The 14,649-nt window shown below is 72.8% G+C and carries 14 protein-coding genes; 2 read left to right on the top strand and 12 right to left on the bottom strand.

What is annotated here, in order from left to right; translation table 11 throughout:
- Positions 1-35 precede the first annotated feature (35 nt).
- The 10 genes from kynU to ABD269_RS14380 form a co-directional block, all read right to left on the bottom strand.
- A complete protein-coding gene (gene kynU, locus ABD269_RS14335) occupies positions 36-1,262 on the bottom strand; it encodes a kynureninase (protein ID WP_344118218.1) in 1,227 nt (408 codons plus the stop codon).
- A complete protein-coding gene (locus tag ABD269_RS14340) occupies positions 1,255-2,109 on the bottom strand; it encodes a tryptophan 2,3-dioxygenase family protein (protein ID WP_344118219.1) in 855 nt (284 codons plus the stop codon). The genes kynU and ABD269_RS14340 overlap by 8 nt, the downstream gene beginning before the upstream one ends.
- Before the next feature lie 182 nt (positions 2,110-2,291).
- A complete protein-coding gene (locus tag ABD269_RS14345) occupies positions 2,292-2,705 on the bottom strand; it encodes a DUF3151 domain-containing protein (protein ID WP_116212718.1) in 414 nt (137 codons plus the stop codon).
- A 252-nt stretch (positions 2,706-2,957) separates the two neighbouring features.
- Complete coding sequence (locus tag ABD269_RS14350) at positions 2,958-4,478, bottom strand: MFS transporter (RefSeq protein ID WP_344118220.1); 1,521 nt, start codon at positions 4,476-4,478, stop codon at positions 2,958-2,960.
- Between the two features lie 117 nt (positions 4,479-4,595).
- Positions 4,596-5,618, bottom strand: a complete 1,023-nt coding sequence (gene fbaA, locus ABD269_RS14355) for a class II fructose-bisphosphate aldolase (protein ID WP_344118221.1) — start codon at positions 5,616-5,618, stop codon at positions 4,596-4,598.
- Positions 5,619-5,807: 189 nt separating this feature from the next.
- A complete protein-coding gene (gene pyrE / locus ABD269_RS14360; RefSeq protein ID WP_116212721.1) occupies positions 5,808-6,347 on the bottom strand; it encodes an orotate phosphoribosyltransferase in 540 nt (179 codons plus the stop codon).
- Between the two features lie 10 nt (positions 6,348-6,357).
- Positions 6,358-7,161, bottom strand: coding sequence for an aldose epimerase family protein (locus ABD269_RS14365; protein WP_344118222.1), 804 nt, complete (start codon positions 7,159-7,161; stop codon positions 6,358-6,360).
- A 77-nt stretch (positions 7,162-7,238) separates the two neighbouring features.
- A complete protein-coding gene (locus tag ABD269_RS14370) occupies positions 7,239-8,027 on the bottom strand; it encodes an SRPBCC domain-containing protein (protein ID WP_116212723.1) in 789 nt (262 codons plus the stop codon).
- A gap of 91 nt (positions 8,028-8,118) precedes the next feature.
- Complete coding sequence (locus ABD269_RS14375) at positions 8,119-8,769, bottom strand: NAD(P)-dependent oxidoreductase (protein WP_344118223.1); 651 nt, start codon at positions 8,767-8,769, stop codon at positions 8,119-8,121.
- Between the two features lie 53 nt (positions 8,770-8,822).
- Positions 8,823-9,446: a DsbA family protein gene (locus ABD269_RS14380; RefSeq protein ID WP_116212725.1), complete on the bottom strand. Its 624-nt coding sequence runs from the start codon at positions 9,444-9,446 to the stop codon at positions 8,823-8,825.
- 127 nt (positions 9,447-9,573) lie between these two features.
- Here ABD269_RS14380 and ABD269_RS14385 point away from each other — a divergent pair, with 127 nt between their 5' ends.
- On the top strand, positions 9,574-10,491 hold the full coding sequence (locus ABD269_RS14385; RefSeq protein ID WP_344118224.1) for a helix-turn-helix domain-containing protein: 918 nt from the start codon (positions 9,574-9,576) through the stop codon (positions 10,489-10,491).
- Here the strand turns inward: ABD269_RS14385 and ABD269_RS14390 are convergent.
- Together ABD269_RS14390 and ABD269_RS14395 are read right to left on the bottom strand one after the other, a co-directional pair.
- Positions 10,466-12,064 carry a polyamine aminopropyltransferase gene (locus ABD269_RS14390; protein ID WP_344118225.1) on the bottom strand — a complete coding sequence of 533 codons (1,599 nt, stop codon included), beginning with the start codon at positions 12,062-12,064 and terminating at the stop codon, positions 10,466-10,468. The genes ABD269_RS14385 and ABD269_RS14390 overlap by 26 nt on opposite strands.
- Before the next feature lie 99 nt (positions 12,065-12,163).
- Positions 12,164-12,682: a DUF2617 family protein gene (locus ABD269_RS14395; protein WP_301886395.1), complete on the bottom strand. Its 519-nt coding sequence runs from the start codon at positions 12,680-12,682 to the stop codon at positions 12,164-12,166.
- Between the two features lie 754 nt (positions 12,683-13,436).
- Between ABD269_RS14395 and ABD269_RS14400 the strand changes: the two genes are divergently transcribed.
- Positions 13,437-14,645, top strand: a complete 1,209-nt coding sequence (locus tag ABD269_RS14400; RefSeq protein WP_344118226.1) for a hypothetical protein — start codon at positions 13,437-13,439, stop codon at positions 14,643-14,645.
- Positions 14,646-14,649 lie beyond the last annotated feature (4 nt).

The raw sequence follows: 14,649 nt of genomic DNA on the forward strand, positions 1-14,649 counted from the left end.
CGGGCCCCGCCGGATGCCCGGCGGGGCCGCCGCGGTCAGGGGCCCAGCACCTCCGCCAGCACCCGCGCCGCGCGCTCGGCGTCGGCGAAGCCCGTGTACAGCGGGGTGAAGCCGAAGCGCAGGACGTCCGGGGGCCGGAAGTCACCGACGACCCCGCGGCGTATGAGCTCCTCCATCACCGCGCCCGCTCCGGCGCAGCGCAGCGCCACCTGGCTGCCGCGCTCCGCGTGCGCGGCGGGCGTGACGCTCTCGACGCGGCCCTCGGGGACGTACTCCTCGACGCAGCGCAGGAAGAAGTCCGTCAGGGCGAGGCTCTTGGCCCGTACGTCCGCGAGCGCCACTCCGTCCCACACGTCGAGCGCGGTGTCGAGCGCGAGGAGGGAGAGGATCTCCGGCGTGCCGACCCGGCCGCGGGCCGCGCCGTCGGCGGGGGTGTAGGCGGGGGACATCGCGAAGGGGTCGGCGTGGGAGTTCCAGCCGGGCAGCGGTGAGTCGAAGCGGGGCTGGAGCTCGTGGCGGACGTAGAGGTAGGCGGGCGAGCCGGGGCCGCCGTTGAGGTATTTGTATGTGCAGCCGACCGCGAAGTCCACGCCGTGCGCGTCGAGTTCGACCGGCAGGGCGCCCGCGCTGTGGCACAGGTCCGCCACGACCAGGGCGCCCGCGGTGTGCGCGGCGGCGGTCACGGCGGGCAGGTCGTGCAGGCGGCCCGTGCGGTAGTCGACGTGGTTGACCAGCACGGCGGCGGTGCGCGGCCCGGCCTCCCCGGCCAGGTCGGCGGCGGGCACGGCCCGGACCCGGCAGCCCGTCATCCGGGCGGCGGACTGGGCGACATAGCCGTCGGTGGGGAACGTGGCCGCGTCGACGAGCACTTCGTCACGGCCGGGCGCCCGCTCGCGGGCGATGCGGACGGCCGCCACGACCGCCTTGAAGACATTGACGCTCGTGGAGTCGCCGACCACGATCTGCCCGGGCGCGGCCCCGACGAGCCCGCCGATCCGGTCGCCGACCCGCTCGGGCGCCGACCACCAGCCGGACTCGGTCCAGGAGCGGATCCCGAGCTGCCCCCACTCCCGCCCGATGACATCCGCGAGCCGGCCGGCCACGGCGCCGGGCAGGGCGCCGAGGGAGTTGCCGTCGAGATACACCGTGCCGTCGGCGAGCGCGAACTCCGCCCGCTTGGCGCGGAGTACGTCGGCGGCGTCCAGCACGGCGGCTTCCCTGCCGAGCGCTCCGCTCATCTCCACACCTCTCACGTCAGACATGGCTGCGCGCCGTCCACAGCTCCGGGAAGACGGTCTTCGCGGCCCGCTTCTCCAGCCAGGCCACCCCCGCGGAACCGCCGGTGCCGACCTTCGAGCCCATCGCCCGGCGGGTCGCCACGAGGTGGTCGTTACGCCAGCGCCAGACCAGCTCCGCGACCTCGGTCAGGCTCTCGCCCAAGCGGCACGCGTCGCCGTGCCGCGGGCCCTCGTAGATCCGCTGCCAGACCCTCTCGACGCCCGGGTCGGCGGCATACCGCTCGGAGACGTCGCGGTCGAGCACGGACCGGGGTATCTCATGGCCCAGGCGCGCCAGATAGCGCAGCACCTCGTCGTACAGACTCGGCTCGTGGAGGGCCTTCTCCAACTCGGCGCCGTCGCGGGGGGCGCCTCGATAGGGCACCAGCATGGCCGCGGACTTCTCGCCGAGCAGGAACTCCAGGCGGCGGTAGGTGGCCGACTGGAACCCGGACGCCTCACCGAGCGCGCCCCGGTACGCATTGAACTGACCAGGCGTCAGATGCGCGATCGGCTTCCAGGAGGCGTTGAGCGACTCCAGCTCGTACGCCGACCGCTTGAGCGCGGCCAGCGCGGCCTCCAGGTCGTCGCGGCGGAGCGCGTGGCCCGCGGTCCGCCACTCGTGCACGAGGACGGTGAACCACAGCTCCATCACCTGGGTGGTGACCAGGAAGGCCATCTCCCCGGGGTCGTCGGAGAGCGGCTCCTGGAGCCGGCTGAGGACCGAGGCCCGGACATAGTCCTCGTACGGCGTGGTGCCCTCGAAGTCGAGGTTCGGGGCGGCCCCGGCGGCCTCCGGGGCGTGCGGGCGGGGTGGCTGCGGCTGCGACATCGCGCTCTCCTCGGCATGACGTGCTTCCGGGTAGCGGTCCGCCCCTTCCCGTCGGCATCGGAGCCCCGGTCCCCTGCCACGCATCATCCGTCCCTGCCGCCGCCCGCGGCAAGGCCTGTGGATAACTCCGCCGACAGCCGGAACGCCCCGCTCCGCGCGGGGCGTTCGGCCGGTCCTTCAGATCAGCCCAGCGTGTTGGCGGCCGTCGGGGAGCTGTCCCTCAGGAACGCCGAGCAGCGCTCGTACTCCTCCTGCTCACCGATCGACTGCGCGGCCCGCGCGAGCGCGTGCAGCGCGCGCAGGAAGCCACGGTTCGGCTCGTGCTCGAAGGGCACCGGGCCGTGCCCCTTCCAGCCGCTGCGGCGCAGGGCGTCGAGCCCGCGGTGGTAGCCGGTGCGGGCGTACGCATAGGACTCGACGACCCGGCCGCCCTCGAACGCCTCGTCGGCGAGCTGCGCCCACGCGAGCGAGGACGCCGGGTATTTGGCCGCGACCTCGGCCGGCGCGGCGCCGGAGGCGAGCAGCTCGCGCGGCTCGGGATCGTCGGGCAGGTGAGTCGGGGGCGGTCCCCCGAGCAGGTTCTCGTGAATGGACATGCGCTCCAGTCTGCCTTGTCGCTGCGCTGGCGGCGCGGGTGTGGGTGCGGCCTTTTCCCCTACGGGGGTCCGCCTGCGGCGGGCTGGGGCTGCACCTGCGCCTGCGGGTCCGTTGCCGCCTGCGGCGGGAGCTCCCTTCGGGAGCGTCCTCAAACGCCGGACAGGCTGGATTTTGCGCACCCCGGGGGTCTGGGGGCGGAGCCCCCAGTTCGGGAAGGGGCGGGGCTGGGGAAAAAGCCCGCCGCAGGCGCGCTACGCGGAAGAAGACTCGTCCCCCGGATCCAGCGGCGGGGCCGAGACGCCGCAGTGGTACGCCGTCTCGGGCCGGCACCTGCGGCCCGCAGGGCGCACCGTGGACCAGCCGAGGATCGCCCCCACCACCAGCGAACCCGCGCAGAAGAGCATCGAGCGGTGGAACGCGCCCGTGAACGCGTCGGGGTCGCGGTAGGTGTCCGGTCCCATCCCCGCGAGCAGCGGCAGCGCGGCCACCGCGATCAGGCCCGCCGCCCGTGCCGCCGCGTTGTTGATGCCGCTGGCGAGCCCCGCGCGGCCGACGTCCACGGAGGCCAGGACCGTCGAGGTGAGCGGGGCGACGAGCACCACCATGCCCATGCCGAGGACGACGAGCGCGGGCAGGACGTCCCGCCAGTACACCGCGCCCGGCCCGACCCGGGTCATCAGCAGCAGCCCCGCCGCACACAGCAACGGGCCGACGGTCAGCGGGATCCGCGGGCCGATGACCTGCGCGAAGCGGCCGGAGCGCGCGGACAGCAGCAGCATCAGCACGGTCGTGGGCAGCAGCGCCGTGCCCGCCGCCAGCGCGGACCAGCCGACCACGATCTGGAGCTGGAGCACGGCCAGGAAGAAGAAGCCGCTGAAGGCGGCGTAGACGCAGACGGTCACAGCGTTGACCGACGAGAACATCCGGTTCGCGAAGATGCCCGGCGGCAGCATCGGCTCGGCCCGCCGCCGCTCCACCCACCAGAACGCCACGCCCAGCAGCACGCCGCCGACCGCGGGGCCGATCACCCAGGGCGAGGCGCCCTTCTGGGGCGCGGCGATCAGGGCGTACGTCACCGCGCCGAGTGCCAGCGCCCCCAGCGCCGCGCCGAGGACGTCGAACCGCCCGTGCGCCCTCGGGTCGCGGGTCTCCGGCACGTACCGCAGGGCCACCGGCACGCACACGGCCGCGAGCGGCAGGTTGATCAGGAACACCCATCGCCAGCCCGGCCCGTCCACCAGCCAGCCGCCCACGAAGGGGCCGACCGCCGACGCGACCCCGCCGAGCCCGGACCACGCCCCGACCGCCCCGGCCCGGTCGTCCGGGTGGAAGACCGCCTGGATCAGGGCGAGCGAGCCCGGCGTGAGCAGCGCCCCGCCGATGCCCTGCAGCGCCCGCGCGGCGATGAGCACCGCGGCGTTCGGCGCCAGCCCGCACAGCAGCGAAGCGAGCGCGAACCACACCACGCCCACCACGAACACCCGCCGCCGCCCGAACCGGTCCCCGAGCGCACCGCCCAGCAGGATCAGCCCGGCGAGGGTGAGCATGTAGGCGTTGACGGTCCACTGGAGCACGGCCAGGTCGGCGTTGAGGTCCGCACCGATGTGGGGCAGCGCCACATTGACGACGGTGCTGTCGAGCATCGCCATCCCGGACCCGAGCACGGCGGTCAGCAGTACGGCCCGCCCGGTGCGCGTGCCCAGCCGTGCGGCGGGCGCGTCCGTGCCCACCGCCCCGGACGTCGTGGCCCCGGCCCGTGCCGAGTCGCTCATGCTCGGAATCATCCCGCGGACGGGCCCGGCCCGCCAGCGAAAAGGGTCCTGCCCCCGCTCGGCGAGCGGGGGCAGGACCCTTGCGGCTGTGCGCGCACCGTCACCGGTGCCGCACGGCTACTTCAGCTTCGTGCCGGTCGAGCGCAGGTCCGCGCACGCCTTGGTGACGCGCTCGGCCATGCCGGCCTCGGCCAGCTTGCCCCAGGTGCGCGGGTCGTACTTCGACTTGGTGCCGACCTCGCCGTCGATCTTCAGCACACCGTCGTAGTTGCTGAACATGTGGGCCGCGACCGGACGGGTGAAGGCGTACTGCGTGTCCGTGTCGAGGTTCATCTTCACGACGCCGTTCTCCAGCGCGGTGCGGATCTCCTCCGCCGTGGAGCCGGAGCCGCCGTGGAAGACGAAGTCGAACGGGTCGGCCTTGCCGTGCTTCGCGGCGATGCCGTCCTGCAGCTCACGCAGCAGCTCCGGCTTCAGGACGACGTTGCCCGGCTTGTAGACGCCGTGGACGTTGCCGAAGGAGGCGGCCAGCAGGTAGCGGCCCTTCTCGCCCAGGCCCAGCGCCTCGGCGGTCTTCTCGACGTCGGCGACGGTCGTGTAGAGCTCGTCGTTGATCTCGTGCGAGACGCCGTCCTCCTCGCCACCGGTCGGGGTGATCTCGACCTCGAGGATGATCTTCGCCTTCACGGCCTCGGCGAGAAGCTCCTTCGCGATGGCGAGGTTCTCGTCGAGCTTCTCGGCGGAGCCGTCCCACATGTGGGACTGGAAGAGCGGGTTCTGACCGGCGGCGACGCGCTCCTGCGAGATGGCGAGCAGCGGGCGGACGTAGCCGTCCAGCTTGTCCTTCGGGCAGTGGTCGGTGTGCAGCGCGATGTTCACCGGGTACTTCTTGGCGACGACGTGCGCGAACTCGGCGAGCGCGACGGCGCCCGAGACCATGTCCTTGCTGTACTGGCCGCCCAGGAACTCCGCACCACCGGTGGAGATCTGGATGATGCCGTCGCTCTCCGCCTCGGCGAAACCGCGCAGCGCGGCGTGCAGAGTCTGCGTCGAGGTCACGTTGATGGCCGGGTAGGCGAACTTGCCTGCCTTCGCCCGGTCGAGCATCTCGTTGTAGACCTCGGGGGTTGCGATGGGCATCTGTCCGCTCCTTGTGATGTGCGGGTGGGCGAGGGGGCCCTGACCTAGGGGGCGACGTTCATCGTCGTCCCCATCTTCCCAGACTCCCCGAATTGCTCCACATGGGTCCTCGCCCGGGATACGCGTGGAGGGCGGCTGGTTTCACGTGAAACCAGCCGCCCTCCACGGACGCTTTTTTAAAACCGCAGGTCAGGACAGGTCGAGGTCACCGAGGGAGTAGCCCGTCACATAACGCAGGCCCTTGCCCTCGATGGCCGGGGCGGCACCGCGGTCGACGATCGTCGCCACCGCGACAACCTCCGCACCGGCCTCGCGCGCCGCCTCGACGGCGGTCAGCGGCGAGCCGCCGGTGGTCGAGGTGTCCTCGACCACCAGGACGCGGCGGCCCTTGATGTCCGGGCCCTCGATGCGGCGCTGCATGCCGTGCGTCTTCTGCGCCTTGCGCACGACGAACGCGTCGAGCTTGCGGCCGCGCGCGGCGGCGGCGTGCAGCATCGAGGTGGCGACCGGGTCGGCGCCGAGGGTGAGGCCACCGACGGCGTCGTACTCCAGGTCGGCCGTGGCGTCCAGCATCACCTGGCCGACCAGGGGCGCCGCCTCGGCGTCCAGGGTGATCCGGCGCAGGTCGATGTAGTAGTCGGCCTCCTTGCCGGAGGAGAGGGTCACCTTGCCGTGGACCACGGCCTTGTCCTTGATCTGCTGCAGCAGGGCGTCACGCGCATCGCTCATGCCGATGAGCTTAGGCCAGCGTCCGCCAGGTCCACGTCGTGGAGATCTCCAGGGGGTCGATCGGGGTGACGAGGCGCGGCAGTGTGTTGAGGCCGTTCGGGGGGCCGGACTGCGGCTCGACGCACACGGCCTCCTTCTGCTCGTCGTAGATCACGACCCACTCGGCGCGGCTCGTGACCTTCAGCTCCAGCATTCCGGGCCAGGTGAGGGTGACGTCCACCCCGTCGGGCATGCCGAAGCAGTCGTCCCACGGGCCGGGCTGCGGGGCGATGCGGCGGCCCGTCGGCAGGTGGTCGTCACCGCGCTCCTCCTGCCACTCGGCGTCGAAGGCGAGCTCCACGTCGCCGCCGGAGCCGAGGTTGCGCAGGAACCACGGGTGCCAGCCCGCCTGCGCCGGAAAGGAGTTGTCGTACGTCTCGACGCCCATGGTCAGCGTGAGGGAGTCCGGCGCCAGCTCCACCAGCTGGGTGACGCGGCCGGTGTACGGCCACGGTTCGGCGAGGTCGTAGGTGAACGCGGCGGAGGTGTCGTCCGCGCGCGCCGTGCTCCAGGCGGTGTCACGGCCGGTGCCGTGGATCGCGTGCGGGGCGGAGTTGATGGGCATCTGGTGACGCTCGCCGCCGTTGCGGAACTGTCCCAGCTCGATGCGGCCGCACCACGGCACCATGGGGAAAGCGCCGTATTTAGCACCCTGCCGCAGCAGTTCGGTGCCGTGGATGCGCAGGCCGGTGAGCCGGCATCCGTTCTGTGGGTCCACGGTCAGCTCGGCGTCGCCGGCCCGCAGCCGGGTCTCTCGCGTGTTGTCGGTGCTCACGTTGTGACCTTATGGGCTGGCCCCGGGGATTCGGGGCTCCGCCCCGAACCTCGCCCCGGGCCCCGGGGCAGGGTTCGCTACCGACGCCGTCGCAGCACCCGGCCCACCACGACCGCCGAGGCCAGCGCCACCGCCGCGGCCGGGGCCGCCCAGCGGAGCGCCGCCGCCGTCGCCGAGGCCGCCTCCGGCGCCGGGACCGGCGCGTAACGGCCGCGCGGCGGCGCGTGGTCGACCTCTTCCGCGCTGCGCCCGATCATCGTGCGGCGCGCGTGCGCGGCCTCCGCCGGGGGCTCGTCGTCGTCGACGTCGTCGTCCTCGTCGAGGTCGTCGTCCACCGACGGGTCGAGGGACGGCGGGGGGACCTCCGTGTCGAAGACGCTGCCGCCCTCCAGCCGGGGGCCCTCGCCCGCCGCGCCGGCCTCCTCCTCCGCGTCCTCCCGCAACTCCTCCACGAGCGCGGCGGCAAAGCGGTCGAGGAGGCGGCGCGCGGTGGCCTCCGTGGTCTTCTCGTCGAACTCCGCCAGCCTGCCGCCGCTGCCGACCGTCCCCGTGCAGATCAGCCGGGAACCGTCGGCGGTGGGTTCCAGCACGCCGCGCAGCGCGAGCGTCACCGTGCCGGAGCCGCGCACCTCGGTGCCCTCGCCCGACAGCTCGTACGAGCCGTCGTGCTCGGTCAGGTGCAGCGAACCCCGGTAGGTGATGGTCGAGCCACCTATGCGCAGCCGGAGGCGTCCGGCGACGAGCGCGCCGGAGGCGTCCGCGACGTCCTGTTGGAGGCCGGGAACGCAGCGCACCACGCGGGCGGGGTCGGCGAGGACCCGGCGGACGGAGTCGACGGAAAACGGAACGAACACCTCATGCTCCATGGCAAGTGAGCCTACCCACCAGGCCCCTCACCAGTGCCTCTCAGGCCGAACTTTCCGTCGTGCCCCGCCCGTCGGGGCCCGAAGGAAGGCGTCAGTCGCCGACCGTGAAGCGCTCGCCGACGTGCTGCGGCTTCTCGATCTCGTCGACGAGCGCGACCGCGTAGTCCTCGGTGGAGATGCGGCTCTTGCCGTCGGCGCCGATGACGAGGTCGTCCAGCGCGGTGCGGTACGCACCCGTGCGCTCGCCCGCTTCGATCGTCCCGGCGGGGCTGATGTTGGTCCAGCGGACGTCGCCGACGGTGCGGTAGAAGTCCAGCGCGTCACCGTGCGCGTGCATGATCTGGAGCAGGAACTCGGGGAGCCCCTCGGTGTCCCAGACGAGGCTGCCACCGGGCGTGCGCAGCGAGCCGGCGCCACCGACCGCGATGATGCGCGGGGCCGCGTCACCGAGCGCGCGCACACCGGCCACCAGCGCCTCGGCGGCGGGCTTGATGGTCGCGACGTGGCCGGGGCCGTCGCCGCCGCCGACGGCGCTGACGACGACGTCCTGGCCCTTGGCGGCCGCGGTCACCGACTCCGGGTCGAGAACGTTGCCGGTGGTGACGGTGAGGGCCGGGTGGGTCTCGGTGATCTTCGCGGGGTCACGGACTACGGCCGTGACCTGGTGACCGCGGTCCAGCGCCTCGCGCAGGATGCGGCTGCCGATGCTGCCGTTGGCACCGAAGAGAGCGATCTTTGCCATGGGGGGCTCCTCAGGAGAGAGAAAAAGAGCGGGAAGAGGGGAATGCAGGGGGATCAGTGCTGGTCGAGCGCCCGGGTGAGCGCCTGCGCGGACGACATCGGCCCGCCGAGCCGTCGCACCCCGCCGGGGGTGTGCAGGAGCAACGTGGGGTAGCTGTCGACGCCCAGCCGGCGGACCTCGCGGAAGTCCGCCTCCGCCTCGCGGCGGGTGTCCGGGTCGGCGCAGGCGGCCACGACGGCCTCGCCGTCGACGCCGTCGAGCCCGGCGGCGACCGTGCGCAGGGTGTCCGGGTCGGAGAGGCTCAGCCCGTCGACGTACCAAGCGCGTTGCAGCGCGCCCGCGAACTCCAGTGTCCTCTCGGGCGCCTGCCCGCGCAGCGCGACCAGGGCCGTCGCGGCGTCGGCCGAGTCGAGCACGGCCGTGCCGTCGGCGAACGCCTTGGCGTAGCCGGGGCCGAACACCGCGCCGGTCAGCTCGCCGATGCGGGCGTCGGCCTGCGGGATGTAGGAGTACGCGGAGACGGGCTGCGCGCGGGGGCCGGTGAACAGGCCGCCGCTGCGCACGGTCAGCTCGATGCGCCCGGCGTTCGCGGCGGCGAACTCCCGGACGGCCGGGCCGAAGCCGTAACACCAGCCGCAGTAGGCGTCGAATGCGTAAGTGAGCTTGTGCCGTGCCATGTCTTTCCCTGAAACGGGCAGCTGCTCCGGCCGGAACGACTGCTGGGGTCCCACGCACTCCTTGTGGTGCGTTATGACCACGCTATGGCCGTTTTCAGGGGTCAACCAGGTAGGCTCAGGTCTCCTCATGGTGAAAAAGCGACACTCCCGCCAGGAAGAGATCGTCGAGCTCGCCTACCGGGCCCCGCCGGGCACGCCCGCGGGGGTCGAGGTGATGACGCTCGCCCAGCTCCGCGCCCGCGCGCCCGAGGGCCTCCTCGCCAGACCGCAGAGGCTGGACTTCCACCAGATCATCCTCGTCCGCTCCGGGTCGGCGGGACACACCGTCGACTTCACCGGTTACGCCCTGGAGGAGGGGTCGGTGCTGTGGGTACGGCCCGGACAGGTGCAGCAGTACGGCGCGGTGGAGGGCATCGAGGGCGCGGTCATCCTGGTGCAGCCCGGCTTCCTCTCCCCCGGCACGGCGGTCGCGGCGGTGGCCGACGACCCCTTCCGGCCGGTGCTGTGGCAGCCGGTCGGGCAGGACCGGGAGGCCGTCTACTGCGCGGTGCACCACCTGGAGGCCGACTTCCGCACCAGCCGCGGGCTGCCCGCGGACGTGCACTCCGCGGTCCTGCGGCACCTGCTGTCCGTGCTGGTGCTGCGCCTCGCGCACCTCACGGCCCCGGTCGGCAGCAGCGTGCCCGCGCCGGGCGACGCCTTCGTGCGCTTCCGGGCGGCCGTCGAGCGGGACTTCGCGGCCAGTCACCGGGTCGCCGACTACGCCCGCACGCTCGGCTACTCGCCCCGGACCCTCTCGCGCGCGGCCCTCGCGGGCGCCGGGGTGGGCGCCAAGGAGTTCATCGACCGACGGGTGATGCTGGAGGCCAAGCGGCTGCTCGCGCACAGCGAGCTGCCCGCCGCCCGGATCGCCGAGCGGATCGGCTTCGACGACGCGGCGAACTTCTCCAAGTTCTTCCACCACCGCGCGGGTTGCTCCCCGGGAGCCTTCCGGGCCACGCTCCGGCAGCCGCCTGGAGTCACTCCGCATAGCGGGGGTGCATGAGGGTCGACGGCAGCAGCCCCGGCTCGCGGCTGCGCTCGGCGGCTCGGGCGGCCGCGGCCAGCTCCCTCGGCGTGAGCGACTGCAAACAGGGCCGGACCGGCGGGAGTTGCAGGGGTATGGACTCCCGCGACGCCAGGACGAAGCTCCAGTCGTCCCCGTCCTCCTCGCGCTCGGCGGCCCGCCGCACCGCCGTGCGCGCCGGGGCGACGTCCACCGCGCCGCCGTCCACCCGGTAGGGCCGGGTGTGCAGCCCCAGCGAACGGATCGTCGCCTCCACCGTCCAGAAGACGTGCGGCCGGGCGTCGACCGTGCCCGCGTGAACGGCGAGGCGCCCGCCGGGCGCCAGGCGGCGCTCCGCCAGGCCGTAGAACTCCTGCGAATACAGCTTCGTGCTGGGCGTGATGCCCGGGTCGGGCAGGTCGCAGATCACCACGTCGTACGGAGCGTCGTCGGCGGGCCGGCCGCGCAGCCAGTCGAAGGCGTCGGCGGTGACCGTGTGCACCCGCGGATCGCGCAGGGCGTCGTGGTTGAGCGCGGTCAGGTCGCGGTCGGTGCGGCCCAACCGCAGGACGGTGCGGTCCAGTTCGACGACGGTGACCGAGGCGACGTCGCCGTAGCGCAGCACCTCGCGCAGGGCGAGGCCGTCGCCCCCGCCGAGCACCAGGACCCTGCGGTGCGGCCCGGACATCGCGGGGTGGACCAGCGCCTCGTGATAGCGGAACTCGTCCTTTCCGCTGACCCTCAGCCGCCCGTCGAGGAAGAGCGACAGCGGCCTGCCGCTCCCACCGCCACCGGTGAGCACGACCTCCTGCACATCCGACTGCACGGCCACCCGCACATCCGCGCCGTAGACCGCCTGGCGCGCGGCCCGCTCGAAGGGGCCTGTGAGGACCGTGCCCGCGGCCAGCAGCGCCAGCACCAGCGCGTTGGCGGCGAGCAGCGCCCAGCGCGAGCGCACGCTCAGATCGCCGCGGAAGAGCCAGAGCACCAGCGCCCCGCCCGCCGCGGCGTTGACCGCGCCGGTGAACAGCGCGCCCGTCAACTGCCCGAGCACCGGCAGCAGCAGGAAGGGGAAGGCAAGCCCGCCGACCAGCGCGCCCACATAGTCGGCGGCGAAGAGGTCGGCGACCGCGCCGCCCGCGTCCTGCCGCCGGATGCGCTGGATGAGCGTCATCAGCAGCGGCACCTCGGCGCCGATCAGCACCCCGATGGTCAGCGAGAACGCCACCAGGGCCGGCCGTGCCTGGCCGAACCAGGCGAAGCAGGCGTAGAGCGCCATGGCCGACAGGCCGCCGGCCAGCGCCAACACCGCCTCGACGGCGGCGAATCCCAGGGCGGCCCTGGCTCTCAGCCGCTTGGCGAGCAGCGAGCCGATGCCCATGGCGAAGACCATCACCGACAGCACGACCGACGCCTGGGTGACGGAGTCGCCGATCAGATACGAGGCCAGGGCGACCAGCTCCAGCTCGTACACCAGCCCGCAGGCGGCGCAGATGAAGACGGTGGCCAGGACCACGAAGCGGCCGAGCCCGGCCGGTACGGGCAGCCGCGCCGGCACCGGGCGGTAGATCATGATGGGAACGCTACGTCACGATCCGACAACCTTTTGTCACCCACAAGGGTTTATTACAGGTGTTCCATGGCGCGTTTTTCGGGTGCCCCGCAGCGGGGTTCAGAGCGCCACCGTGGTGCGCACGGCCACCCTCGTCCGGGTGGCGACCAGCCGCCCTTCCTGCGGATACGCGTGCCAGGTGCGCCAGCTGATCTGGCCCTCGCAGCGCTGCGCGAGCAGCGCGGTGAAGGCGTGCGGGCTCCCGGGGAAGGTGCCCGCCAGTCCGTACGGATGCTCGGCCACCAGCGCCAGCAGCTCCTGCGCCCGGCCCGCGAAGGAGCCGTGCGACAGCGTTTCTATCCGGGCCGCGAACTCGTACTCCCAGGCGCCGACGCGCCGGGCCACGCCCAGCGGCAGCGGTGTGGCGCTGCCCGGCAGGCAGGCCACGGTCTCCGAGCAGACGCCGTCCCCCTCCTCCAGCAGGACCTGGTGGGAGGCGCCGAGCAGGCGCAGTTGGACGAGGGAGTCGGCGAGCCGCAGGTCGAGGACGGCCAGGGCTGGGAGGGGGTCCTTCCCCAGACACCAGGCGAGGTCGGCGGCGCGGGTATCGGTGTAGGTGGTCTTGAGGGTGGTGAGCATGGGTCGGCTCCGCAAGCACGCAGTGGAGGGTGGGCCGGCCCGCCGAGGAGGACCAGAGTCTTCGAGTGCGCCGGCTCATGCCCACATATGAGTGTTCCGTGGGGTCCGAGGACAGTGATTCCGAGATTCCGCGAGGAGTCGTCTCTGACACGTGTCTCTGAATGAGAGGGAATCATGGATTGACCGGCGCTCACAGCGTTTTTACCCATCTCATCGTGCTTTCCATCCACGCGAGGGCCAGGCAGTTCAACTGTTCAGAATCATTGCGTCCGGCAGGCATCCGACAAGCGGCCGGACGCATATGCGATCAGGCATGGTCCATCTGCAAATCCCCTGATCAAACGCCATTTTCATGTCCCATCGGCACCATGGGCACGGGTTCTTCACCAATACGGAACGAGAAATGCACGACGCCGGAGGGCGCATTGAGGCGCGCTCCGAAGGCGGGCGCGTGAATGCCCACCACCCCGGCGCGCGGGGGGAGTTCACAAGGAAATCGCACGCCGCCCGGATGCGTCCACGCGCGGACCGCCGCCTGCCGGGGGCGTGCCCCCGCAGCACATCCGCACCCCCGGGCCGCGCAGACACTCCGCCGTGCCCGCCGAGCGGGTGGAAGGCGCACCGCTTACGGGCGTTCCGTGTCGCGCGCGCGACGCGCGAGACGCATGGTCGGTATGCCGAACCGCCACCCGTCCGTACCCGCGCACCGCCTCCGCGGCGGTCACCGGGCCGCGCCCGCACCGGAGGTGCCCCCGTGTCAGCCGACACCGCCGTGCCCGTACGAGCGCCGGAACCGCACCCCGCGGCCCCGAGTGCCCGTGCCCGCCGCATCGACCGGGTGCGCGAGGCCCTGCGCAGGGCCTCCCCCGCGCTCGCCCTCTACGCCGCCGTCCGGCTGACCGGCATGTCGGTCATGGCGGGCTGGGCCTGGTGGATCGGACGCCATCCGCGCACGCTGCTCGGCCACTCCTGGGACGGCATCTGGTACGCCGACATCGCCCGGCACGGCTACGGGCTGATCATCCCCTCCCCCACCACCCGCGGGGTGGTCTTCAACGACCTGGCGTTCTTCCCGCTCTTCCCCGGCCTGGTGCGGGCCGTGATGACCGTGCTGCCGTTCACCGCCGTGACCGCCGGGCTGTTCGTCGCCTGGGTCTCGGCCGGCGCCGCCGCCTGGGGCATCTACGCGGTCGGCGAGCGCCTGCACGGCCGCAAGGCGGCCACCCTGCTCGTCGTCCTCTGGGGGCTGCTGCCGCACGCGATCGTGCAGTCCATGGCCTACACCGAGCCGCTGATGACCGCCCTCGCCGCATGGGCGCTCTACGCCGCGGTCACCGGCCGGCGGCTGTGGGCCGGGGCGCTCGCCGTGCTCGCGGGGCTCTCCCGGCCCAACGCCGTCGCGGTGGCCGCCGCCGTCTGCGCCTCCGCCGCCCTCACCCTGGCCCGCGACCGGCGGGCCCGTACGGACTGGCGGGTCTGGGCGGGCGCTGCGCTCGCCCCGCTGGGCTGGACCGGCTATGTCCTGTGGGCCGGTTTCCGCTCCGGCGGCGGGGTGCTCGGCTATTTCGACGTGCAGCGGCTGTGGGGGTCGCGCTTCGACTTCGGGCGGGACGCGTTCCGCTTCATCCGCCACCTCTTCATCGGCAAGGACGCGATGGCGTACTACGTCACGCTGGCGATCCTGGGCGTCGCCCTGGTCGCGCTCGTCCTGCTCTTCCTCGACCGGCCGCCCGCGGTCCTCGCGGTCTACGCGCTGGTGCTCGTCGTCATCGCGGTCGGCGGTTCCAGCTACTTCGCGTCCAAGCCGCGCTTCCTGCTGCCCGCCTTCCCGCTGCTGCTCCCGGCGGCCCTGGCGATGGCGAGAGCCCGGCAGCGCACCGTCGTCGTGACGGTCGGCGCGCTGGCCGGGCTCTCGTTCCTCTACGGGACATACCTGCTGACGGTCGCCCGCATGCCGATGTGAGACC

Source organism: Streptomyces blastmyceticus (assembly GCF_039521185.1).
GTDB lineage: Bacteria > Actinomycetota > Actinomycetes > Streptomycetales > Streptomycetaceae > Streptomyces > Streptomyces blastmyceticus.

What these genes read in the sequence shown, in the direction of transcription:
- kynU (WP_344118218.1), bottom strand. Translation starts at nt 1,262, where the DNA reads ATGTCTGACGTGAGAGGTGTGGAGATGAGCGGAGCGCTCGGCAGGGAA.
- ABD269_RS14340 (WP_344118219.1), bottom strand. Translation starts at nt 2,109, where the DNA reads ATGTCGCAGCCGCAGCCACCCCGCCCGCACGCCCCGGAGGCCGCCGGG.
- ABD269_RS14390 (WP_344118225.1), bottom strand. Translation starts at nt 12,064, where the DNA reads ATGATCTACCGCCCGGTGCCGGCGCGGCTGCCCGTACCGGCCGGGCTC.
- ABD269_RS14350 (WP_344118220.1), bottom strand. Translation starts at nt 4,478, where the DNA reads ATGAGCGACTCGGCACGGGCCGGGGCCACGACGTCCGGGGCGGTGGGC.
- ABD269_RS14370 (WP_116212723.1), bottom strand. Translation starts at nt 8,027, where the DNA reads ATGGAGCATGAGGTGTTCGTTCCGTTTTCCGTCGACTCCGTCCGCCGG.
- fbaA (WP_344118221.1), bottom strand. Translation starts at nt 5,618, where the DNA reads ATGCCCATCGCAACCCCCGAGGTCTACAACGAGATGCTCGACCGGGCG.
- ABD269_RS14395 (WP_301886395.1), bottom strand. Translation starts at nt 12,682, where the DNA reads ATGCTCACCACCCTCAAGACCACCTACACCGATACCCGCGCCGCCGAC.
- pyrE (WP_116212721.1), bottom strand. Translation starts at nt 6,347, where the DNA reads ATGAGCGATGCGCGTGACGCCCTGCTGCAGCAGATCAAGGACAAGGCC.
- ABD269_RS14375 (WP_344118223.1), bottom strand. Translation starts at nt 8,769, where the DNA reads ATGGCAAAGATCGCTCTCTTCGGTGCCAACGGCAGCATCGGCAGCCGC.
- ABD269_RS14380 (WP_116212725.1), bottom strand. Translation starts at nt 9,446, where the DNA reads ATGGCACGGCACAAGCTCACTTACGCATTCGACGCCTACTGCGGCTGG.
- ABD269_RS14345 (WP_116212718.1), bottom strand. Translation starts at nt 2,705, where the DNA reads ATGTCCATTCACGAGAACCTGCTCGGGGGACCGCCCCCGACTCACCTG.
- ABD269_RS14385 (WP_344118224.1), top strand. Translation starts at nt 9,574, where the DNA reads ATGGTGAAAAAGCGACACTCCCGCCAGGAAGAGATCGTCGAGCTCGCC.